Origin of the sequence: Sulfurospirillum arcachonense DSM 9755 (assembly GCF_000597725.1) — a bacterium.
Lineage (GTDB): Bacteria > Campylobacterota > Campylobacteria > Campylobacterales > Sulfurospirillaceae > Sulfurospirillum_A > Sulfurospirillum_A arcachonense.
This window is the reverse complement of record NZ_JFBL01000005.1, coordinates 1-22,072: the sequence shown is the minus strand read 5'-3', so window position 1 is coordinate 22,072 and position 22,072 is coordinate 1. Positions and strand designations below refer to the sequence as shown.

21 protein-coding genes are annotated in these 22,072 nt (G+C 30.8%); 11 read left to right on the top strand and 10 right to left on the bottom strand.

Annotation, left to right across the window (positions count from 1 at the left end; genetic code table 11):
- Position 1 precedes the first annotated feature (1 nt).
- Positions 2 to 1,585 carry a flagellar hook-length control protein FliK gene (locus K354_RS14620; protein ID WP_024954446.1) on the bottom strand — a complete coding sequence of 528 codons (1,584 nt, stop codon included), beginning with the start codon at positions 1,583 to 1,585 and terminating at the stop codon, positions 2 to 4.
- Positions 1,586 to 1,850: 265 nt separating this feature from the next.
- Between K354_RS14620 and typA the strand changes: the two genes are divergently transcribed.
- Together typA and K354_RS0105165 are read left to right on the top strand one after the other, a co-directional pair.
- Entirely contained in the window at positions 1,851 to 3,662 is a 1,812-nt protein-coding gene (gene typA / locus K354_RS0105170; RefSeq protein ID WP_024954445.1) for a translational GTPase TypA, read from the top strand.
- Between the two features lie 159 nt (positions 3,663 to 3,821).
- Complete coding sequence (locus K354_RS0105165; protein WP_024954444.1) at positions 3,822 to 4,283, top strand: flagellar basal body-associated FliL family protein; 462 nt, start codon at positions 3,822 to 3,824, stop codon at positions 4,281 to 4,283.
- A 3-nt stretch (positions 4,284 to 4,286) separates the two neighbouring features.
- On the opposite strand, the gene K354_RS0105160 is transcribed toward K354_RS0105165, so the two are convergent.
- From K354_RS0105160 to secG, 6 genes are read right to left on the bottom strand one after another with little or no spacing between them, the layout of a single operon-like run.
- The gene (locus K354_RS0105160; protein WP_024954443.1) at positions 4,287 to 5,384 is read right to left on the bottom strand and encodes an MFS transporter; all 1,098 of its coding nucleotides are present in this window, start codon (positions 5,382 to 5,384) and stop codon (positions 4,287 to 4,289) included.
- Between the two features lies 1 nt (position 5,385).
- A complete protein-coding gene (locus K354_RS0105155) occupies positions 5,386 to 5,856 on the bottom strand; it encodes an RDD family protein (RefSeq protein WP_024954442.1) in 471 nt (156 codons plus the stop codon).
- Entirely contained in the window at positions 5,857 to 6,465 is a 609-nt protein-coding gene (pyrE, locus tag K354_RS0105150; RefSeq protein ID WP_024954441.1) for an orotate phosphoribosyltransferase, read from the bottom strand.
- Between the two features lies 1 nt (position 6,466).
- Positions 6,467 to 7,027, bottom strand: coding sequence for a ribosome recycling factor (gene frr / locus K354_RS0105145; protein WP_024954440.1), 561 nt, complete (start codon positions 7,025 to 7,027; stop codon positions 6,467 to 6,469).
- Positions 7,014 to 7,970 carry a polysaccharide deacetylase family protein gene (locus K354_RS0105140; protein ID WP_024954439.1) on the bottom strand — a complete coding sequence of 319 codons (957 nt, stop codon included), beginning with the start codon at positions 7,968 to 7,970 and terminating at the stop codon, positions 7,014 to 7,016. Before K354_RS0105140 ends, frr begins: the two co-directional genes overlap by 14 nt.
- Before the next feature lie 8 nt (positions 7,971 to 7,978).
- Complete coding sequence (gene secG, locus K354_RS0105135; RefSeq protein ID WP_024954438.1) at positions 7,979 to 8,311, bottom strand: preprotein translocase subunit SecG; 333 nt, start codon at positions 8,309 to 8,311, stop codon at positions 7,979 to 7,981.
- A gap of 83 nt (positions 8,312 to 8,394) precedes the next feature.
- Between secG and K354_RS0105130 the strand changes: the two genes are divergently transcribed.
- From K354_RS0105130 to nrfD (K354_RS0105090), 9 genes are all read left to right on the top strand, one after another.
- On the top strand, positions 8,395 to 9,090 hold the full coding sequence (locus tag K354_RS0105130) for a methyltransferase domain-containing protein (protein WP_024954437.1): 696 nt from the start codon (positions 8,395 to 8,397) through the stop codon (positions 9,088 to 9,090).
- Positions 9,091 to 9,453: 363 nt separating this feature from the next.
- Positions 9,454 to 11,796, top strand: coding sequence for a molybdopterin-containing oxidoreductase family protein (locus K354_RS0105125; RefSeq protein WP_024954436.1), 2,343 nt, complete (start codon positions 9,454 to 9,456; stop codon positions 11,794 to 11,796).
- Between the two features lie 2 nt (positions 11,797 to 11,798).
- Positions 11,799 to 12,362 (top strand): 4Fe-4S dicluster domain-containing protein, encoded by a 564-nt coding sequence (locus tag K354_RS0105120; RefSeq protein ID WP_024954435.1) that lies wholly within the window; start codon positions 11,799 to 11,801, stop codon positions 12,360 to 12,362.
- Between the two features lie 9 nt (positions 12,363 to 12,371).
- Positions 12,372 to 13,538 carry an NrfD/PsrC family molybdoenzyme membrane anchor subunit gene (gene nrfD, locus K354_RS0105115; protein ID WP_024954434.1) on the top strand — a complete coding sequence of 389 codons (1,167 nt, stop codon included), beginning with the start codon at positions 12,372 to 12,374 and terminating at the stop codon, positions 13,536 to 13,538.
- A 47-nt stretch (positions 13,539 to 13,585) separates the two neighbouring features.
- A complete protein-coding gene (locus tag K354_RS0105110; protein ID WP_024954433.1) occupies positions 13,586 to 14,785 on the top strand; it encodes a rhodanese-like domain-containing protein in 1,200 nt (399 codons plus the stop codon).
- Between the two features lie 67 nt (positions 14,786 to 14,852).
- Positions 14,853 to 15,173 (top strand): cytochrome C, encoded by a 321-nt coding sequence (locus K354_RS0105105; RefSeq protein ID WP_425426669.1) that lies wholly within the window; start codon positions 14,853 to 14,855, stop codon positions 15,171 to 15,173.
- 330 nt (positions 15,174 to 15,503) lie between these two features.
- On the top strand, positions 15,504 to 17,939 hold the full coding sequence (locus K354_RS0105100; RefSeq protein ID WP_024954431.1) for a molybdopterin-dependent oxidoreductase: 2,436 nt from the start codon (positions 15,504 to 15,506) through the stop codon (positions 17,937 to 17,939).
- 2 nt (positions 17,940 to 17,941) lie between these two features.
- Positions 17,942 to 18,604, top strand: coding sequence for a 4Fe-4S dicluster domain-containing protein (locus K354_RS0105095; protein ID WP_024954430.1), 663 nt, complete (start codon positions 17,942 to 17,944; stop codon positions 18,602 to 18,604).
- Positions 18,592 to 19,854, top strand: coding sequence for an NrfD/PsrC family molybdoenzyme membrane anchor subunit (nrfD, locus tag K354_RS0105090; protein WP_024954429.1), 1,263 nt, complete (start codon positions 18,592 to 18,594; stop codon positions 19,852 to 19,854). The genes K354_RS0105095 and nrfD (K354_RS0105090) overlap by 13 nt, the downstream gene beginning before the upstream one ends.
- A 34-nt stretch (positions 19,855 to 19,888) precedes the next feature.
- Here nrfD (K354_RS0105090) and K354_RS13970 read toward each other — a convergent pair whose 3' ends face one another.
- The 3 genes from K354_RS13970 to K354_RS0105075 form a co-directional block, all read right to left on the bottom strand.
- Positions 19,889 to 20,299: a thiamine-phosphate pyrophosphorylase gene (locus K354_RS13970; RefSeq protein WP_174377776.1), complete on the bottom strand. Its 411-nt coding sequence runs from the start codon at positions 20,297 to 20,299 to the stop codon at positions 19,889 to 19,891.
- Positions 20,292 to 20,993 (bottom strand): Bax inhibitor-1/YccA family protein, encoded by a 702-nt coding sequence (locus K354_RS0105080; RefSeq protein WP_024954428.1) that lies wholly within the window; start codon positions 20,991 to 20,993, stop codon positions 20,292 to 20,294. Before K354_RS0105080 ends, K354_RS13970 begins: the two co-directional genes overlap by 8 nt.
- A gap of 109 nt (positions 20,994 to 21,102) precedes the next feature.
- Entirely contained in the window at positions 21,103 to 21,588 is a 486-nt protein-coding gene (locus K354_RS0105075; protein ID WP_024954427.1) for a hypothetical protein, read from the bottom strand.
- Positions 21,589 to 22,072: the final 484 nt, after the last annotated feature.

Here is a 22,072-nt window from a genome sequence, read left to right as displayed (position 1 = left end):
TTTATACATATTGAGGGACAACTAATTCTATAGCAGTTGTCTCTTCTTCTAAATTTTCATCTTCAAAGTTATCATTAAAACTTTTTGACGACTTATTGTTGTTCTGTTGCTCTTTATTTTCTCTTTGATCTGAAAAATTCATTTCTAAGTTTGTAAAACCCATGTTCACAAGAGAGTTTTTAAATTCTGCTTGATTTTGTGTAAATAAAGACATGGTATTTGTATTTGAAGAAATGTTTACATGTAAATTATTTCCTCTGTTAACCACTACCACATCAACTTCACCTAAACCTTTAGGGTTAAGTAGCATTTGTACTTTCATAATAGGTGGTTTATAATTTTCTATTTTTTCTCTTAAATCATTTGCAAAGTTGTTAAAAGTCTCTTTTGCCGTAGTGTTTTGTTTAGCAAATTGTGTTTCAGCTTTCATCTGAGGTTTTAAATCTGTTTTATTAGTAACTGGTTCTGTTTTAACTTCATTTGTTTCACTTGGAAGCTTCTCTACTTTTGAATTTTCAGTTTTTAAATTGGTTTCATTTGTAGGTTTAGTTTCAATTGTAGTTTTAGTCTGTTTTATACCTTGTAGTATATTTTCAAATGAGCCTTGTTTAGGTATATTTGATTCTACTTTAGGTTCATTTACTCTTGTAGTATCTGGAGTTTTTATTTCTTTACTTATTTTAGTATCTAAATCTTCTTTTATAGTTTTTACTTTAATATCTTTTTCTTCTGATTTTACAACAACTTTGGGAGTAACTTCTTGTATAGTTTTTTCAGATTTTTTAACTTCTTCAGTTATTTTTGTAGTAATTTCTTTTTTATCTTCTATAATTTTTTCTTTTATGATTTCTTTATCTACATGTAAAGCTTCAGATTTTGGTTTAGAAACTTCTTTTATATCTTTTGTAGGAGAACTCATCATCTTTTCTAATATACTAGGTTCTTTTTTAATTTGCGTTGTAGATTTTTCCATATCTCTGACATTAATTATAGTTGCCTTTATATCAGATTCTTTTTTTGCTTGAATGGGAGTGGTATTAGTTTTAGTATTTGTCTCTTTAGGCAGTTCAAAAAACTGTTTTTTATCAAGAGTAGGAAACTCTTTTTTAAAAGTTTCAACATCGAGGCTTTTAATAGATATTTTTTCTAATCCTAAGTCATATTTTTTAGATAGCTTTAGCAAGTCAGTTATGTTACTTACTTCTTTTAACTCTTTTAATGCAGTTTCATTATTGATAATTTTTTCTAGTTTATTTGAAAATGATGGAAATGATACATTTTTATCATCAGGATTTTTTAATAGGGTTATAACTTTTAAGATATCTTCTAAAAGATGCTCATCAATAGATTTTTCAGCAGTATCATTACTTAAATCTATTTTGACTTCTTCAGTAGGTATGTCTATAGCAAGTTTTCCATTGTCTTTACCCATATCAATTGATTCTTTAATTTGAGAAAAAAGTATAGATAAAAAATCTTTTGAAGAAGATTTATCATCACTAAGAACTTCTTTTGATGAAGCTGTTTCTACAGGTTTTGTTTTTGCTATATTTGCACCAGATGATATAGAAAACATCTCTTTCATTTTTTATCCTTTAACCAATGCTCATATAAAATTTTTAGCTATATTTTCATATGAGAAAACTATCTTACGATTACAAAGCAAAAGACGTTCCACTATATTAGATGTAGATATTTTAAGAATTTTTGGGTATAATATCCAGCTTATTAAAAAAGAAACCCTAAAAATTAAAATAGATATTTTTTTCACTAGTGATTCTCGCCAAGTGCGAAACTTCAGTGAGAGGAATTTTTGATGGGCTTCGCCCATTAAAAAGGAGAAAAAAAAGATGAATATAGATTACAGAAATATCGCAGTTATCGCTCACGTTGACCACGGTAAAACTACACTTGTTGATGAATTACTAAAACAATCAGGTACATTTGATGCACATACTCAAACAGATGAGCGTATGATGGATAGTAATGATTTAGAAAAAGAAAGAGGGATTACAATCCTTTCTAAAAATACAGCGATACACTATAAAGATACAAAAATTAATATTATAGATACTCCAGGCCATGCTGACTTTGGTGGAGAAGTTGAACGTGTTTTAAAAATGGTAGATGGTGTTTTACTTTTAGTAGATGCTTATGAAGGTGTTATGCCTCAAACTAAGTTTGTTGTAAAAAAAGCACTTTCTTTGGGTCTTCGCCCTATTGTTGTTATCAATAAAATTGATAAAGATTCAGCAGATCCAGAGCGTGTAATTGATGAACTTTTTGATCTTTTTGTTGCATTAGATGCAAATGAAGAACAATTAGAGTTTCCTGTAGTTTATGCAGCTGCAAGAGATGGTTATGCAAAATATGAAATGGAAGATGCGAATGAAAATTTAATACCTCTTTTTGATACAATTTTGAAAAATGTACCATCTCCAACAGGTTCAGTTGATAATCCTCTGCAACTTCAAGTTTTTACACTTGATTATGATAACTATGTTGGAAAAATTGGTGTTGCGAGAATTTTTAATGGAACAGTAAAGAAAAACCAAAATGTTATGCTTGCAAAAGCTGATGGAGAACAACTAAAAGGTCGTATTTCAAAACTAATCGGTTTTAAAGGACTTGATAGAATAGATATTGAAGAAGCTGGAAGTGGTGATATTGTAGCAATCGCTGGTTTTGAAACGTTAGACGTTGGTGATAGTGTTGTTGATCCTGCAAATCCTATGCCTCTTGATCCATTACATATTGAAGAACCTACACTTTCTGTTGTTTTTGCAGTAAATGATTCTCCTCTTGCTGGTCTTGAAGGGAAGTATGTAACATCAAATAAGATTGATGAGAGATTAGAAGCTGAAATGAAAACAAACATTGCAATGAGATATGACAATGTTGGTGAGGGTAAGTTTAAAGTTTCAGGTCGTGGTGAACTTCAAATTACTATCTTAGCTGAAAATATGAGACGTGAAGGTTTTGAATTTTCTCTTGGTCGTCCAGAAGTAATTATCAAAGAAGAAAATGGCGTTAAACTTGAGCCGTATGAGCATTTAGTAGTTGACGTTCCAGATGAATTTACAGGAACTGTAATTGAAAAGCTTGGAAAGAAAAAAGCACAAATGACAACTATGAACCCAACGGGTGATGGACAAACAAGAATCGAATTTGAAATTCCAGCTCGTGGGCTTATCGGTTTTAGAGGACAGTTTTTGACAGATACTAAAGGTGAGGGTGTTATGAATCACTCATTTTTAGATTTTAGACCTCATAGTGGTGGTGTTGAAACTCGTAAAAATGGTGCACTTATCTCTATGGAAGATGGTACAGCTCTTGGTTATTCACTATTTAATCTTCAAGAAAGAGGGGCACTTTTTATTGAACCTCAAACAAAAGTTTATATAGGAATGGTTTTAGGTGAGCATGCTCGTCCAAATGATTTAGATGTAAATCCTATTAAAGGAAAGCAGTTAAGTAATGTAAGAAGTAGTGGTGCAGATGAAGCAATTAAACTTGTTCCACCTCGTCAAATGAACTTAGAAGCGGCACTAGAGTGGATTGAAAATGATGAGTTAGTTGAAGTAACTCCTGTTGGAATCCGTATTAGAAAACGTGAACTAGACGCTACTAAAAGAAAAAGACAAACTAAAAAAGACAAATAATTATATATTCTCTACATGTAAAGCTTTACATGTAGAGAATCACTCAATAAAATTTTATTTTAAAATACCGATTTAGATGTAAATATACTCAAAAAGATAAGAATTTTATCTATTAAAAAATAGTATACTTTCAAAATAGCAATTATATTAGGATAGAGAATGAACAAAATATTAAAAATATCAGCTTTGGTAATTATATTAGTTGCTCTTACGTATCTTATTGTTGGTACATTTTTTATGAAAAGTAGCAAGACTAATACAAGTTTTGGTGGTTTTGGAAAAATGGTAGCACCAGGAAGTACAATGAGTACAAAAAGTACTGATAAATTAGAAGTTTCAATGGATAAAATTCTCATCAATATGAGTAAGGGGCCTTATAAGTATATGAAAGCTGACATGGCTTTTAAAATGAAGGATGAAAGCAGTAGAGATGAGTTGATAGAAAAGATGCCATACATAAGAGATACTGTTCTTAGATTTTCTTCAAATCAAGATAGTGCTCAATTAGCTACTGATAAGGGGAAACAACAATATAAAGCAGATTTACAAAATGTAATTTATGATTCTTTTGGTATAGAAATAGAAAATGTGTATTTTAGTGATTTTGTTTTAGCAAAATAGAGTTTATATAAGATTTGTTTTTTTGACTTTAAATAGTGCTAAAAAAGAGAGTAGAGCCATAAAAGAAGCATAGAGATAGAGATAGTCACCATAAAAATATCCAGCAAGCAATGCCCCTACAAATCCACCTAAACCAAAAGAAAAACCATAATAAAACTGAGCTGAAAGTTTTTTATTTTGATAGATAGAATAGAGTAGACTAATCGCAGCTGTATGGTGTAAAGCAAAACTTACTGCGTGAAATGATTGTGATACAAAAGACATCACAAGTGATTGAGGAAAAAGAAATAGAATCAACCATCTTAAAATAGTAAGAAATACAGAAAATTTTAAAACACTTAAGAGATTTTTTTGTAAAAGAGGACCTTGAAAATAAAAAAATACAATTTCACAAATAACACCAAATGCCCAAAGATAACTGGTCATTTCTAAACTAATACCTCTTTCAGTTTCATAAATAGTAAAAAAGTTGTAAAATGCTCCAAAACTTATCTGCATAAAAAATAGACTTACCCATAAATATGTTACTTTTTTCAAATCAAATTTTTCTTCATCTGGATTTTTTTCTTTTTGCTTAAAATCTTCGTTATTATGAGTAATCCAAAAACCAAATAGTAAAACTGTGATGACAAAAAATAGATAATAATTCAAACCAATAATATAACTATCTAAATCTTTTGCTAGAAGAATACCTGTAATCATAAAACCAAATGAGCCAAACATCCTACATTTACCAAAATTGCCCTTTTGAAGATGCCCCATTGCATATGTTTCAATATAAGGTAAAACTAGACCCAAAGAAGCCCCAATAATTAAGTTTGGTATCATAAATAGATAAAAGTTTTTAATAGTTATATAAAATAGAAGTGAACTAAGAAAAACAGATATTAAAGAGATATAAAACACTTTTTTATTAAGTTCTATATGTTTTAAAAATAAGAAAGGAACAAGAAAACGCATCAGAGGAGCTAAGGCAAATACTACACCAATTTGAAGAGAACTATAACCAATCATTTGTAAGATTTTTGGCATAAATATAACATATACAGCAGTTACACTAAAGTAAGAAAAGAAAAAAGCAGATATTTTAAAAAAAAGCAATTTATTTCTCTATTTGAATAGGCATTGTTCCAGAGATAAGATCGTGAAGTGTTTTTTTATCTTTTCTTGTAATTGCTAGAACAAGACCGGCAATAAAAATAGTTGAGAGAAAAAAAGTAAAATATCGTATAGTAAATTGCAAAATAGTTGGCTTTTTCAAATTTTTATCAACTAATTTCATATCATATGCTTTATAACCAGGAGTTTGAGACTTTATTAAATAAAATGCCATTATGATAAAAAAATGAGGAATAAAGATAAAAGCCCAACCCTCTAGCATACGTTCAGCAAATACTTCACGTGATCCCATAATAAGATAAAAAGTCATATACATAAGAGGCATTAAAAGCATAAATGTATCGGTTATAAAAGCCTTTATTCTATTTGAGATTGGAGAGATTGTAAAGTCTAGTATTGTTGGGGTAATATTTTTTTGAGTTATCTTACCATGCTTTACATCTCTCCATCTCATTTAGTTTCCTCTACTACCAGGTTTATAAGCTTTTGTACCATTTTTACATAAAGGACACTCTTTCTCATCATAAATTTCAAATTCAAAATCTCCAAGAGCAAAGAAAGGAACATCATTTGGAAGTTTACATGTAGGTTTGGCGTCTTTGTTGCTTCCTACACGTTTACAAAAACCTCTGTTTGCAAGAGCTGCGTATCCTACTATCTCTCCACCTTGGTTTTCTACTTCGCTTGCTGCTTCAAGTGCTGAGCCACCAGTTGTAATGATATCTTCACACATAAGTATTTTTTCATCTTTTTTTACTTCAAAACCACGTCTAATAGTCATTTTACCATCAACACGCTCAGCAAAAATAAATCTTACACCAAGTGCACGTGCTAGTTCATATCCAGCTAAAACTCCACCAAGAGCAGGTGAGCAAACAGTATCTACATGTATACCACTTTCTTTAATCATATCAGCTAAGTTTTTTGCTAATATTTCTGCTACTTTTGGGTCTTCTAAAACTTTTGCACTTTGAAGATAGAATTGTGAGTGTTTTCCACTACTTAAAAGAAAGTGTCCCTCTAAATAAGCCTGTGCATCTCTATATATTTTTTCTAAATTCATATTATATCTTTAATAACTCAGCTTCTTTTGCTTTTACTAGAGTCTCTACACTAGTAACGCCAGCATCAGTTATCTTTTGTACTTCATCATGACCTTTTTTTGATTCATCTTCAGTTATCGTTTTATCTTTTTCAAGTTTTTTAATTTTATCATTAGCATCTTTTCTAATATTTCTTATAGATATTTTTGCTTTGTCACCCATAACTTTAGCATGCTTTGCATTTTCTTTTCTCTGCTCAGTTGTCATTGGTGGAAAAAATAGTTTTATGCACTCTCCATCATTATTAGGATTAACACCAATATTTGCTTCTCCAATAGCTCTTTCAACATCTTTTAAAAGATTTTTTTCCCAAGGAGTAACATTTATAGTTGTTGCATCACTTGCAAGTATAGTTGCTACTTGATTTAGTGCTGTTGGAGTTCCATAATAATCAACTTTTACATTATCTAAAACAGAAGTAGATACAGCACCACTTCTAATAGTAAGAAAATCTCTTTTAAGTGCTTCAAGAGTTTTTTCTACAAGTTCTTTTTGGTTAGAGTAAATTTCATTTAATTCCATATTTGTCCTTTATTAGTAGTTTTGACGAAATCTTATTTCCCACAGTTATCATGATGCGAGATCTCTTATTTGTCAACTTTTTGTTTAGTTTTAAGTTAAAGTTACCATCGTTTAATGTAGTTTGTAACCAGCCATGACCTGTTATATACAAGTTACCTTTTTTTTCTTTTTCATTTGTTTTTACATGTAAAGATTTTAGCATAGAATTTTTTGGAAAAATAGTAGGTTCAATCCACTTTGCATCCAAAAATTTATACTTAAGGTAATGCTTGAGATTGACTTTTCCTACAAGAGCAGTTCTATCCATATCGTATACATCACTTGATTTTGATACAGCACCCATGTTTTGGTTAATAATAGCATCAAATCCATATGAACGTACTACTTTTTGAACTCTTTGATTATATTCACCATAAGGATAAGTAAAAACTTTTGGTACTAAATTTAACTCTTTTTTAAAAAGTGCTAATCCTTTGTCAAAATCTTTTTTTAACTCTTCATCACTTAAATAGGTCATATGAGGATGTCCATATGAGTGAAATTCAAGACTTCCATATTTTGCTATTTCTCTTAATTGTTCCCACGTAAGATAATCTTTGTATTTATCTTGTGTTGCTTGTACATAAACAAAAAGAGAAAATGGATAATTGTACTTTTTAAAAACTGATAAAGCATTTGTATAAAAACTTTTAAAATTATCATCTATTGTTAAAACAATCCAATTATCAGGGACATCTTTTTTTTCTTTAAGAGTTTTTACAAGAAGAGAAAGAGGAACAACTTTATAACCATTTGTTTTAAAGTATTCAAACTCTTTTTGTAACTCTTCTATGGTTGTATTCGTTGTAGGATATCTACTATCGCCAAATCTATGATAAACAAAAATGTGAGCATTCGCCCATAAAGTTACCGCTGTGAGAAGCAATAGTAGAAAAGATTTCATTTATTGAATTATTTAGTTTTTGGAGCAGCTGGTGCACTTGGAGCTTTTGGAGACTCTGGTGTTACAGGTACTACATTTTTTTCTATTTTGATATCTTCTGCGATAGAAACATTTTTTTCTTGGTTATAAAAATAACCCAATGAGATTGTATTCACTACAAAAATAAGACCCACAACAAATGTAAATTTAGCCATAAAACCAGCTGGTCCTTTTGCGCCAAAAAGTGATTCATTACTTCCACTATAAGCACCTAAACCTATAGATGAACTTTTCTGTAAAAGTACGGCAACTGTTAAAACAGCAGCTAAAATAAATTGTGAGACCAACAAAATTCCGGTCATATCAAATGTCCTTTTTATTAAATATTTAGTATAATCTACGCATTATACACAAAAATATTAAAAACTAGGTAAAAGAGAATTTATTGAAGCATATTAGAGAGTTTTCAAAACAGTCGCATAGTTATGATGCGAATACTATCGTTCAAAAAAAAGTAGCAAAATATTTGTTATCTAAAATAAAATCAAAACCAAAAAAAATTTTAGATTTAGGTTGTGGTACAGGGGACATAAATAAAAAAATAACTTGGCAATATGAGAACTTTATTGGTATTGATTGTGCCAAGGGTATGTGTGAAAAACATCCAGTGTCTTCAAATATATTAGTTTTAAATGAAAACTTTGAATCAGAAAGTTTTCAAAAAAAAATACAAAAATTTGCTCCTTTTGATATTGTTATTTCTTCATCAGCGTTACAATGGTCAGATGATATAGAAGAACTTATAAAGTTTACTGCATCATTGAGTAAAAATATTGCATTTTCTATCTTTACATGTAATACTTTTAAAGATATATATAATGTAAGTGGACTCAAAACTTTTTTACCAGATGCAAAAGAACTCGTAACAATAATAAAAAAATATTTTGATATAAACTATGAAATAAAAACATATAAAGTAGTTTTTGACGATAATATGTCAATATTTAGATATATTAAAAAAAGTGGAGTAAGTGGAGGAAAGAAAAAACTCACTGTTACACAAACAAAAAATCTTATAAGAAATTATCCTCATGACTATTTAGAGTTCGAAGTATTATATGTAGTTTCTCCCAGTGTATAGATGTTATAATAAACATAATAAAGAATTATAATATTTACCATATATCTCTTCTAGTATTGCTTTTTCTTAAAATAAAAAATTAATTATTTATATAATATTTTTACTTTATTTATCAAAAAATCAAGAAAAAAAGTAAAATAAAATGAACTTTTATCTTATTTTTTTAACTTTTTAACTTTTTTTCGAAAAAAAATATTCCCTTATTTTAGGGCTTTCCCCTCTCTTTAATTAAGTAAAAGTTATTTTTACTATTTTTGTAAGTTTTATATAAGCATACGTATCTACAATATAAGATACAAATAGACGTTAAAAGTGGATATTTTCTAATAAAGCTTAAAACTTAAATACGCAGAAGGAGAAGAAATGAAAGCAGAGATCTCACGTAGGAGATTTCTTCAAGGTAGTGTTGCTTTAAGTATCGCAGGAGGAGTTAGTATGAGTCCTTCAGCAATAATGGCAAGTGCGTCAGCATCTACTAAACCAGAAGACATTGGTAAAACAAAAAAAGTGGCTACATTATGTGAAATGTGTGTAAACAAGTGTGCTGCATTTGCATATGTAAAAAATGGCATTGTAACAAAATTGGATCCAAATCCATATTTCCCAAAATCAAGAAATATGCTGTGCCCAAGAGGAAACTCAGGATTAGCAGCTATTTATGATGTGGACCGTCTTAAGTACCCACTTATACGAGATGGGGAAAAAGGAAGTGGTAAATTTAAACGTGCTACTTGGGATGAAGCATATTCTTATATAAGTGAAAAATTAACAAAAATATTAGATGAAGAAAAAGATAATCGCTCAACTGTCGCATTTTGTGCAGGTGAGGGGATGGCTGAGCATACATTTAAAAACTTTTATACAGGTTTTGGCTCTGCTCATTTTTTAAATCATGCGAGTCTTTGTTTAGCTACAACAGTTTCAGGATATTCTCTTACTATTGGTGGATATGGACAAGCAGATTTAGAAAATGCTGATTATGTTGTTATGGCTGGGGCAAATCGTGCGGAAGCTATAGTTACCCCTGATAGTATGGATTTTTTTAAAAGAACTACGGGACGTGGAGCAAAACTTGTTGTTGTTGATCCTAGATTTACAAATACTGCAGCTAAAAGTGATAAGTGGCTTGGTATTAATGTAGGAACAGATTTAGCATTTGTTTTAGCTTTGACTTATGTTGTCATAAAAGAAGATATTTATAATAAAGAGTTTGTAGAAAATCATTTTAATGATTTTGCAACATACAAAAAACATGTACTTCAGAACGAATATACACCAGAATGGGCTGAAAAAATAACAGGGATAAAAGCAGAAGATATCTATCAAGTTGCTAGAGATTTTATGCATCATGCTCCACAATCAATTTATTATCAAGGTCGTAGGACAACTTGGAGTAAAAATGATTTTCAATTAAGACGTGCGCAGGCAATCTTTTCTGCTCTTGGTGGAGGAATAGATATCAAAGGTGGTATTTGCTTTGGCAAAAGTATAGCTATGGAAGGACATGAAGTATCTGCTCCTATTTATGATCAAGCAAAATCAAGAATTGATGCTAAAGAAGCAGCAGTAGTTGGTGGAAGTGGGACATGGGTAGGGTTTAGAAATATGGTTTTAGAAGGCAGAAATCCATATCCTATAAGAGCACTTTTTAATTATAAACATAATCCCATGGCAAATATGCCAAATAGTGCAAAAACAGAAGCTTTTTTAAAGAAGCTTGATTTAGTTGTAACTATAGATACTATGCCAAGTGATACTGTTATGCTAAGTGATGTAATTCTTCCTGAGTGTACATATTTAGAAAGAACAGATCCTGCAAAAGTGTATGGTGGGATTGAGCCTGCAATTGTTCAAAGAAACAAAGTTGTTGAGCCAATGTATGAGAGTAAACCAGTTATTGAAATAATGAGAGGGTTAAGTAAAAAAGTGTCTAAACCACTTTTTGAAATTACTAAAAAATATGATGAAGAAGTACAAGATACAATAGAAGAGGATGGAGAAGAAGCTACTTATGAAGAGTTTGATTTAACAAAGGCTTTTGAAGAGTCCCAAGAAGATTTAAATCACCATGCTGTTGCAAAATATGCAGGGGCTGCAGAATCTTTACATGCAAAAGGTGTTTTTTACCCAAATATGGATAAATACTTTAAAAAGTTAAATGTAAATGAGTATGAATACTATCCTGAAAGTAAAAAATACTATTCAGTAATGAATAAAAAGTTTAAAACTCCTTCTGGAAAAATTGAGTGTAATTTATCTTCATTGACTAAGCGTGGAATTGATGCTATGCCAACTTGGAAAAAAGAGTATGAAATAGCAGTGCCTGATGGACAGTTTAGATTTATTACTGGTCGTCATGCTCAATTTACACAATCAGGTTCATCAAATAATAAAATGCTTTTAGATTTAGTTCCAACAAATTACATGTGGATTAATAAAAGAGTAGCAAGTAGAATGGGAATTAAATTTGGAGATGAAGTTGAAGTAGCCAGTAAGGTTGGTAAAACTACCATAAAAGCATATCCAACAGAAAAAATCGGCTTAGATACAATATTTTTTATACATGGATTTGGTAACAAATCTCAAGAGTTAACACTAGCAAGTGGTAATGGTGGAAATGATGCGAATATTATCGAAGATTCCATTGAACCTATGCATGGTGCAACATGTCTACACGACACAATTGTTGAAATTAGAAAGGTTTAATAATGGCACGTTATGGAATGGCATTAGACTATAAAAGTTGTATAAATTGTCGTGCATGTGAGAGTGCATGTAAGGCAGAAAATGGAGTTCTTCCTGGTCGTGATAATTATAGAATCTGGGTAGGGCAAAAAGAGGCTGAGGGAGAATTCCCAAATATATCGATTGCATCGATGACATATCATCCAAGTCAATGTCAGCATTGTGATAATGCACCTTGTCAGCAAGTATGTCCGACAAATGCAACATATTATGACGATAATGGCGTAGTGAGAGTTGACATTGAAAAATGTATTTTATGCACGTATTGTATCAATGCGTGTCCTTACGATGCAAGATATGTTGATGATAGAACAGTTACTGTAGATAAATGTAACTTTTGTTCTGATACAAGATTGGCAAATGGAGAGACAACAACAGCTTGTCAAGCAACTTGTCCAACAAAAGTTAGAACTTTTGGTGATTTAGATGATCCTAATAGTGATATTTCACAGCTGATAGCTAAGAGAGAGTATAAGCAAGTGAAAGAACACCTTGGCACTAAACCAAAATTATTTTACTTACTATAGAGGGTTATTATGAACAATTTTTCTATTAAAAATTTATTTGAATTTAATAAAACACCACTAAATTTGTTAGTAGCTGTTTTAGGTATAGTTTTGCTAGGGGCTTTTTTAGCAGGGGCTGCATATTATATTTTACATGGGCATCATGCTTTTAATGTAACACGCCAACATCCTTGGGGATTGTTAATTGCTATGTATGTGTTTTTTGTTGTTAGCTCAACTGGACTTTGTATTATCTCTTCGATAGGGCATGTCTTTGGGGTGGAAGAGTTTCAACAAATTGGAAAGCGTGCAATTGCTGGTGCAATAATAACTCTTCTTTCAGGTTTTGCTGTAATTGCTCTTGAAGTTGGACATCCTGTTACTATGATAATTTACAATGTTTTAACGCCAGGTTTTACATCAGCAATTTGGTGGATGGGAACGTTATACGGGATTTATTTAGTATTTATTACTATTGAGTTTTTCTTTTTAACAATAAAAGTGGATCATAAATGGTCTAAAATATTTGGTATAGGCGGACTTTTATCAGGTCTTGCAGCTCATAGTAATCTTGGAGCTGTTTTTGGTTTTCTTATTTCTCGTCCTACAGCTAATGGGGTATTTTATCCAGTATACTTTATCCTTTCAGCGATGATTACAGGTTGTTATTTACTGTATATTATTTATGGGTTTAAATATAGAAACGATTATCCAGAACAACTAAAAGCGATGTTTTTAAAACTTAACAAGATATTAGGTATGTTACTTGGAATTCTTATATTTTTTGAAGCATGGAAAATTATTACGGCACTATATGGAACAATGCCAGAGCGTGCAGAGACAATTTTACATGTAATTTCAAGTCCAACATTTATATTTGGTGAAGTTTTATTGGGAATGTTAATACCTTTTGCTATAATATTGTTCACAAATGGGCAAGCTATTAAACCAATGGTTTATGCATCATTAACTGGTATGATAGGAATTTTCTTTATGAGATATGATTTAGTACATGATACTTTAATCTATCCTATGACGATGTTAAAAAGAAGTGAGTATCAATTGCCTCCAACATTTTTAGAGTACTTTCCTTCAGCAACAGAGTTTGCTATAGGTTTTGGTGGAATTGGTATAACGATATTTTTATTTTATGTAGCAGAAAAAGTATTTAATTTAGATCCAGATAGGGAACATTAACAACAAAATCAAGGCACCTAGTGCCTTATTTAAAAAAGGAGGAGAAGATGAGATATAAACTATTGGGGGCACTTGCGGTGAGTGCAGCATTGTTATTTACAGGATGTGTGGAAACTAAACCAACTACACCAGCACAAAAGTCAATGAGTAAACCATCTGCAAAAGTAGCAGGATTGATTAAAAAGTTTAACTTAAAAGTAGTTAATTATGAATATACAAAAAAAGCTATTGGAAATGGAACTAGAAAAGGTGCAAAAGCACTTTTAATTGATGCTCGTCCAGCGAAAAAATATGCGAGTTCTACTATTCCATCAAGTATAAATATCCCAGATACTGCATTTGATAAATATGTAGGTCAATTAGATAAAGTAGCTAAAGATAAAGAGATTATTGTTTATTGTGGTGGTTGGAATTGTGGTAAGAGTCCAAAAGTTGCAGGAATGTTAAAGAAAAAAGGTTTTAAAAATGTAAAACTTTACCAAGCAGGTGAGCCTGAGTGGAAAAAAATGACATATGTAGAAGTAGGAACACCAGTAGTAGCAGCAGCATATAAAAAAGGCTCAGCAGTACTAATTGATGCAAGACCATATAAAAAGTACTTAGGAGCAACAATTCCAAGTGCAGTTTCTATCCCAGATACAGCAATGGATAAATTAGCAGGAAGATTTCCAGCAGATAAAACTACTCCAATTATCACTTTTTGTGGTGGATATAATTGTCATAAATCTCATGCAGTTGCAGATAAATTACTATCTTTAGGTTATACCAATGTAAAAGTATATGCTGGTGGTGTGCCAGTATGGAAAAAAGAGGGTATGGCAACAACAGGTGGTTCTAAAGCAAAAAAAGCACCAGCTAAGGTAGCACCAAAAGCTTCAAAAATGGTAAGCGGTATAAAACTTGGTGAAGATGATGGTACAGTAGATGGTGAGTGGTTTAAAGCAAATATGAAAAGCTTATCACATGTACAAATAGTAGATGTAAGAAGTCCAAGTGAGTTTAAAGTAGGACATTTACCGGGTGCTATAAACATTGAAGCTGAAAAACTAAATGCCGTAGCATTTTATGCAAAATTACCTAAAAATAAAACAATTGTAATAAATTGTGCAAGTGGTGGTAGAGCAATGGAAGCATGGATGAAATTAAATGATGCAAAAATGGATGTTTCAAAAATATTTTATTTTGATGCAAATATAGATTGTCAAGGGACAAAATGTAAAATAGAAGTAAATGAGCCATTAGGTTAATTTACACTTCTACATGTAAAGGATTTCCTTTACATGTAGAGAATCAAATTGACAAAGGAGAAGGGGAGTGTTGAAAAAATTATTAGTATTGTTATTTGCAACAGTAGTAGGATTAAGTTTCATAAGTACAGCAGCATTTGCAGGAGTGGCAAAAGGACAAAAACTTTTTATCAAGAAGATGAAAAAACCTTGTGGTTTTGATGGTGGAGCTATGGCAAAAAAACATACTCAATCAGAATGGAAAGCATTTCAAGATGCAGGCAAACTTAATGATGAATTAATTAGAATTTGTCCTAAAGCTAAACCATTAAAAGATAAATATGTACCTCATGTATATGAATTTTTATTTAATTACGCTAGTGATAGTGGTAATGTACCATCTTGTTAAAAAATAATGCAGCAGGTTGTTGCTAACAGATGAGTTCTTTTATATAGTATGAGGAGTTAAACTCCTCATATTCTCACATTTAGTCAAAAAAATATACTTTTTATCTCTTTTTAATAAAAATAAATTTTACTTTTTTAGTAATTTTCTATCAAATTATATAAATTTTACTTTTTTATAAAATCCTTTATAAAGGCATATATATGCTATATAAATAATTTAAACTTATAAGTAAAATATTTTTTAATAATAATATAAAGAAACTAACTCTACAATAACATTATCTACTTATAATTTACATTATTATAAGTTATAAAATTATGGAGAAGAAACATGAAAGTAGAGATCTCAAGACGTAGATTTCTTCAAAGTAGTGTTGCACTTAGTGTTCTTGGCGGAACAGTGCTAAGTTCAACAGACATTATGGCAAGTAGCTCTCAAAAAGAGAAACTAGATAATGTACTTATGAAGAAAGTGCCTACCATTTGTGAAATGTGTGTAAACAAATGTGCGGTGATTGCTCAGGTTCAAAATGGGGTAGTGGTAAAATTAGATCCTAATCCCTATTTTCCAAAATCGAAAAATATGTTATGTGCAAGAGGGGCTGCAGGTATTCATGCCTTATATGACCCTGACAGACTTAAATATCCTCTTATAAGAGACGGGGAAAGGGGAGATGGAAAATTTAGGCGTGCAACTTGGGATGAGGCAAATGAGTATATCAAGGATAAAATGGTAAAGATTTTAGATGAAGAGAAAGATAATCGTTCTTGCATAGGGTATTGTGCTGGTGAAGGTATGGCAGAGCATACCTATAAATCTTTTATGGCAGATAAATTTGGTTCTACAAATTTTATAAACCATGCATCTATATGTTTACAAACTGCAGTTTCTGGATATGCTCTTACTATTGGAGGATATGGTCAAGCTGATTTAAACAATGCAAAATATGTCATTATGGGTGGAGCAAATCGTGCAGAGGCAATAGTAACACCAGATACAATGGATCTTTTTAAAAGAACAAGAGGGAGAGGGACAAAACTAATTGTCGTAGATCCAAGATTTACAAATACAGCAGCTCATGCAGATACCTATTTGGCAATTAAGCCTGGAACTGATTTAGCTTTTGTTTTAGCTTTAACTTATCAAGTATTGATTAAAGAGATATATAATAGAACGTATGTCAAAAATAATTTTAATGGATTTGAAGAGTATAGAAAGCATATCATAGAAAGTGGATATACTCCTGAGTGGGCTGAAAAAATTACAGGAATTCCAGCAAAAGATATTTGTCGAGTTGCAACAGAGTTTATGGCAAATGCACCTCAATCAATTTATTATCAAGGTCGTCGTTCTACTTTTGCCAAAAATGATTTTCAACTAAGACGTGCTCAAGCTATATTTACAGCTCTTGGTGGTGGTATTGATGTCAAGGGTGGTATAGTTTTTGGTAAAAAACTACCATTAGATGGACATGAAATAAATATACCAATGTATGCAAATGCAAAAGGAAGGATAGATAAAAAAGCTGCTGCTATTATTGGTGGAAGTGGTTCTTGGATAGCTTGGAGGAATATGGTAGTAGAAGGTACAACACCCTATCCTATAAGAGGATTATTTGTTTATAAACAAAATCCTATGCTTTGTGTTCCAAACACTGCCAAAACAAAACAAATGTTAGAAAAATTGGATTTAGTGGTTGTGATAGACACTATGCCAAGTGATACAGCCATGTATGCAGATGTCATTTTACCAGAATGTACTTATTTAGAAAGAGAAGATCCTATAAAATCATTTGCTGGAGTTGAACCTTCAATTGCTTTACGTCAAAAAGTCATAGATCCTATGTATGAAAGTAAACCTGTCTTGGAGATTATGAAGGGATTAGCTACAAAGTTATCTAAACCTTTATGGGAAATTACTAAAAAATATGATGAAGATGTTCAAGAAGAGCTTGAAGGTTTAGAAAAAGATGAGAGTGAAGAAGATTATTATGAAGAAAATGGATTTAACCTTGCTGATAGCTTTGAAGAAAATCAAGAACATATCAATGAGGAGATATTCACTAAGCAATATGGCAAAGAAGCATGGACTTTACTCCGTCAAAAAGGTATTTTTTATCCAAATATGATGAAAAATTTTGAAAAATTGGATAATAATAGCTATAACTACTATCCTGAAGATAAGAAAAACTATACAGTAGTTAAATTAGAAAATGAAAACGAGGCAGAAGAGATAGATACTTGTGTAAATCCTCGAGATATCGCAGAAGTAAGAAGGCTATTTTCTACTCCAAGTACAAAAATAGAGTGTGTGTTAGCAAGTATGCAGAAGAAAGGAATTGCTACAATGCCAACATGGATTGATACAGATTATGTAGAAGTTCCAAAAGGTAAGTTTAAATTTATTAGTGGAAGGCATGCTCAATTTACGCAAAATGCAACGCAGAATAATATTATGCTTTTAGAGTTAATGAATGAAAATTTTATTTGGATTAATGACAAAGATGCAAAGCTACTTGATATTAAATTTGGTGATATGATTGAAGTAACAAGTAAAGTGGGGCAGGTAAAGATTAAAGCGTATCCTACGGCAAAAATTGTTCCTAATACTGTTTTTTATATTCATGGTTTTGGTGCAAAATCTACAGGTTTGACATTTGCTCATAGAAATGGAGCGAGTGACAATGAAATTATTGAAGATAGGATTGAACCAGTATTTGGTAGTGCAATTATGCATGATACTATCGTATCGTTAAGAAAGGTGTAATTATGAACTATGCAATGGCACTTAATTATCAAAATTGTATAAATTGTAAAGCATGTGAAACAGCATGTAAGGAAGAAAATGGTGTTCAATTAGGAGCTCACAAACAACGAATTTGGGTAGGAGCAGTTGAAGGTACTATATTTGGCAAACCATATATGAACTTATATCCATCCCAATGTAATCACTGTATTAATGCACCTTGTGTAAATGTGTGTCCTACGCATGCGAGTCATGTTGTCGCAGGTGGTATTGTAAAAGTAGATCCAAGCATGTGCATATTATGTAAAGGGTGTATGGAAGCATGTCCTTATGATGCAAGGTTTATAGATGATACGATGGTTGCTGTAGATAAGTGTACTTTTTGTGATCATAGAATAGAAGAATATGGAACAACCGCTTGCCAAGCAACTTGTCCAACAAAAGTAAGACTTTTTGGTGATTTAGATGATGAAGAAAGTGATTTAGTACAACTTCTTAAAACAAAAAGATTCTTTTTTCAAAAAGAAAAGTCAGGTACTTTACCAAAATTATTTTATATAGTACCAGACGATGAGCATTATGCAAAGCAGAGTATTTCACACGATACTATTATACATACATGGGATGATTTTAAGCCAGTATATAATTATGCAAGAGATTTAAGGAGTATAGAATGGAAAAGATAATCTTTGCAGGACTTACAATAAATAAAGTGAGTATTAAAGACCTTTTATTTAATAAAGTAATGCTTTTATCGTATATTTTGTTAGGGCTTGCATGTGTAGGTATTTTGGAAATATTTGATCTTAGATATTTTAGCGAAGCTGCAACTGCACATGCATCTGGTATGGATCCTACAAATCCAGCTCTTAAAGAAGCTATGAAATTAGCAGTATTTGGAACTGTTGGAGAAGTGAGTAGAGAAGTTCCTTGGACCCTTTTTATTGTTAATTACATGTATATGATTTATACAGGCAGTGGAATTATATTTTTAGTAGCTCTTGCAGAACTCATGAATATGCATTTAGTTGCAAAGGTAGCTGCAGGTTTCATGGTTACAGGTATTTCTATGGTATTTGCAGGGTTGTTTACAATCGCAACAGATTTAAATATGCTTAATATGTTATGGATGATATTGACTCCAAATGTTAACACTGGAATGTGGCTTATGTTACCGTTATATTGTACCTATATACCTTTTGTTTTATTTGAAATTTATTTAATTCTGACAAATAAAAGAGAATTAGCTAAAAGATTAGCACTTCCTATTCTTGTATTAAGTATTGGTGTTGATTTAGTTGAATACTTTATTCAAGCAAAACTTTTTTCAATGAATACAGCACGCCATTTATGGACAGAATTTCCAGTATTGATGTTTTATTTTATTATTTCCGCTTTCGTTTCTTCTTTAGGTATTATGGGGGTTTATTCTTATTTAGTTCACAAAAATAAATTTGAATACAAAGAACTTATGGAGAAAATTAGAAAAGCAATGTTGTTTTTTATCTCTATTTTAGCAATATATGAAGTTTTTGGATATATGGCAGTAGATAAAGATTGGACATTTTTAATTTTGTTTGGACCATTTAAATATGTTTACTTTTTGGGATATATATTATTAGCACTTGCTTTACCTTTTTTACTTGTCATTAAACCAGGAAAACCAATTTGGACTCTTATCTCGTCTATAAGTGTTGTTATTGGTGGGTATGTAGGAAGATTTCTTTTTGTTTATGGAGGAAATGCGAATCCAATGTCAAATAGATTTGGTACTGGCTATGAAACGTATGATTTTTACGATATTGCAAGTCATTTTAATTATGTAAAGCCACACCTTGGAGAAATTTTGATAGTTTTTGGTTCTGTTGGAGTGTGTCTTCTTATTTATAAACTTTTTGATAGTTTATTTTCAATTGGTGATTTAAGAGAGCATTAGATATTTAAAAGATAGGGGATTTTTCTCCTGTCTTTTAAATCAGTATATCTTGTTCTAATTTATATAAATCGTATCTTATTTGTTTAAATTTTTCAGCATTTTGTGTATCAAATAGCTTGAAAATTTCTTCTAAAACTCTAGCACTTTCTTGAGCCCTTTTTATATTTGATAGTATTACAGCTTCTAGTGATTCTCTCGTTTTTTCGCTATTAGTAGTTTGCTTTAAAGGATCATTTGTTATATCTCTACATGTAAGCAATTTTTTGTAGTTTTCAACTCTTGATTTGTGTCTTAACTCTTTTAGTTGTGAAGATAACTCTTTTGAGTTTTTGTAATATCTGCAAATATCTTCTACAACTCTTATACCTTCTCTTAGACGGTTAAAATTAGCATCAAGGATACGAAGTGTTTGAGGAGGTAAAACCTCCTCTTTTGTTTTATTCATCTCTTCCAAAAATACCTAATATCTGTAAAAGTGAAATAAATAGATTTAAAAAGTCTAGGTATAAAGCTATAGCACCTTCAATTGGTGTTTCATAAGCTCCTCTAATAATATTTTGTGTATCATAAAGGATAAAAGCACTAAATAAAATAGAACTTATGCTAGCAATGATTAATTGCATTATAGGGCTACCTAGGAAAATATTGATTAAACTTGCTACAACAACTACTATTAAAGTTATAAATAGCATTTTTCCCATTGCGCTAAAATCTCTTTTAGTATTCATAGCAAATAGAGATAACCCACCAAATGAAACAGTTGTTAACATAAAGGCATTAGCTATGATAGAAGCACCACCAGCCATTCCTAGTATGTGTGTTAGCAAAGGTGCAAGTGTTAATCCACTCATAAATGTAAATCCGAACAATAAAATTAGATTTAACCCAGCTTTTTTCTTAGCTGCATATACTCCAAATAATAGTCCGAATTCTAAAATGACAAAGCCCCAATAAAAGCTTGCAATTAATCCAGCCATTCCTATACCAATATAGGCACCAACAGTTGCTGCTAAAAGAGATGCTGCAAAAAGTTGATAAGTTTGTTTTATAAAAACACCTTGATTACTTCTTGTTTGAGTTTTTTCGTAAGTATTTTCTTGTACATTATTTCTTATGTAATTTCTATCGTATAATCCCATTTTCACTCCTTATATCTTTAATTAGTGTTATTATATAGAAGTATAGTTAATAAAAAATAAATTAGGCTAGAGTTACCATCATTAGGTGATAACTCTGCATTGAAATTATTTATTTAACTAATTTAAATTCAGATTCACAATTTTCTTTTACACTTTCATGCATTATTTCATGCATTATTTGTTTCGTTTTTTCTTTATCACTGTTATTAGGATTAGAATTTATTATTTTAATAACTTCAGCTTCAAAGTTAGCTATACAATCTTGCGCATTCATGTCAGCTGTATCTACATTTGCTTTAATTTTTTTAATATGTTTTTTTACTATTGAATTAGGTTCAACTTTTTTATCACCAAATACAAGACGTTTTATCTCCTCTTGCAGTTGAGATTCACAAGTATCGTGATTATTTGTTGATACTCTTTTTTTAAGTAAGTCAATTGCTTTTTGTTTTTCTTCCCCATTTGCTTTAGAATGGACAATTTTAACAACTTCACTTTCTATAGTTTCAACACAGTTATTATCATCACTAGATACGGTATCGCTAGCAAAAAGAACTAAACATGTTAAACATAGAGTAATTATAATCTTTTTCATGGCACACTCCTTGAATAAATTATAATTAGTATAACAATAATCTATATAAATAGTTCTTAAAGTTAAAATATATTTTACTTTTTAGGTCTCCTATCGTAACAGTTATAATGGAATACAAAATAGCATTAAAATAGGTAGTAAAAAATATTATTATATCTATAAATAAAGCTAAGCAAGTATTAAGTAAGTATTGTATATAATTTCGTCCTCGTTTGAGAGAACGGGCGTAAGAGAGTCCCTATTTTAGGGGTTATCAAGTTCATTAAAATTATAAATGTTAAATCAAACTTTGAAATCTAAATAAGCGACTTTACAGGTCAGGGATAACTTATAAAAAGAGATTAACTATCTCTAAATAAGTTAACAATCAACACTTCATAGTGTTAGTCTAGATTCAAACTAAAGTCTACTCGAAGAGTAAGCTTTAGTGAGAGGAATTTAACTTGGACTTAGTTCAAGTTAAAGGAGACAATTTTATGGAGAG

Coding starts and splice junctions, on each gene's coding strand:
- K354_RS14620 (WP_024954446.1), bottom strand. CDS start 1,585: ATGAAAGAGATGTTTTCTATATCATCTGGTGCAAATATAGCAAAAACA.
- typA (WP_024954445.1), top strand. CDS start 1,851: ATGAATATAGATTACAGAAATATCGCAGTTATCGCTCACGTTGACCAC.
- K354_RS0105165 (WP_024954444.1), top strand. CDS start 3,822: ATGAACAAAATATTAAAAATATCAGCTTTGGTAATTATATTAGTTGCT.
- K354_RS0105155 (WP_024954442.1), bottom strand. CDS start 5,856: ATGAGATGGAGAGATGTAAAGCATGGTAAGATAACTCAAAAAAATATT.
- pyrE (WP_024954441.1), bottom strand. CDS start 6,465: ATGAATTTAGAAAAAATATATAGAGATGCACAGGCTTATTTAGAGGGA.
- frr (WP_024954440.1), bottom strand. CDS start 7,027: ATGGAATTAAATGAAATTTACTCTAACCAAAAAGAACTTGTAGAAAAA.
- K354_RS0105140 (WP_024954439.1), bottom strand. CDS start 7,970: ATGAAATCTTTTCTACTATTGCTTCTCACAGCGGTAACTTTATGGGCG.
- secG (WP_024954438.1), bottom strand. CDS start 8,311: ATGACCGGAATTTTGTTGGTCTCACAATTTATTTTAGCTGCTGTTTTA.
- K354_RS0105125 (WP_024954436.1), top strand. CDS start 9,454: ATGAAAGCAGAGATCTCACGTAGGAGATTTCTTCAAGGTAGTGTTGCT.
- K354_RS0105120 (WP_024954435.1), top strand. CDS start 11,799: ATGGCACGTTATGGAATGGCATTAGACTATAAAAGTTGTATAAATTGT.
- nrfD (WP_024954434.1), top strand. CDS start 12,372: ATGAACAATTTTTCTATTAAAAATTTATTTGAATTTAATAAAACACCA.
- K354_RS0105110 (WP_024954433.1), top strand. CDS start 13,586: ATGAGATATAAACTATTGGGGGCACTTGCGGTGAGTGCAGCATTGTTA.
- K354_RS0105100 (WP_024954431.1), top strand. CDS start 15,504: ATGAAAGTAGAGATCTCAAGACGTAGATTTCTTCAAAGTAGTGTTGCA.
- K354_RS0105095 (WP_024954430.1), top strand. CDS start 17,942: ATGAACTATGCAATGGCACTTAATTATCAAAATTGTATAAATTGTAAA.
- nrfD (WP_024954429.1), top strand. CDS start 18,592: ATGGAAAAGATAATCTTTGCAGGACTTACAATAAATAAAGTGAGTATT.
- K354_RS13970 (WP_174377776.1), bottom strand. CDS start 20,299: ATGAATAAAACAAAAGAGGAGGTTTTACCTCCTCAAACACTTCGTATC.
- K354_RS0105080 (WP_024954428.1), bottom strand. CDS start 20,993: ATGGGATTATACGATAGAAATTACATAAGAAATAATGTACAAGAAAAT.
- K354_RS0105075 (WP_024954427.1), bottom strand. CDS start 21,588: ATGAAAAAGATTATAATTACTCTATGTTTAACATGTTTAGTTCTTTTT.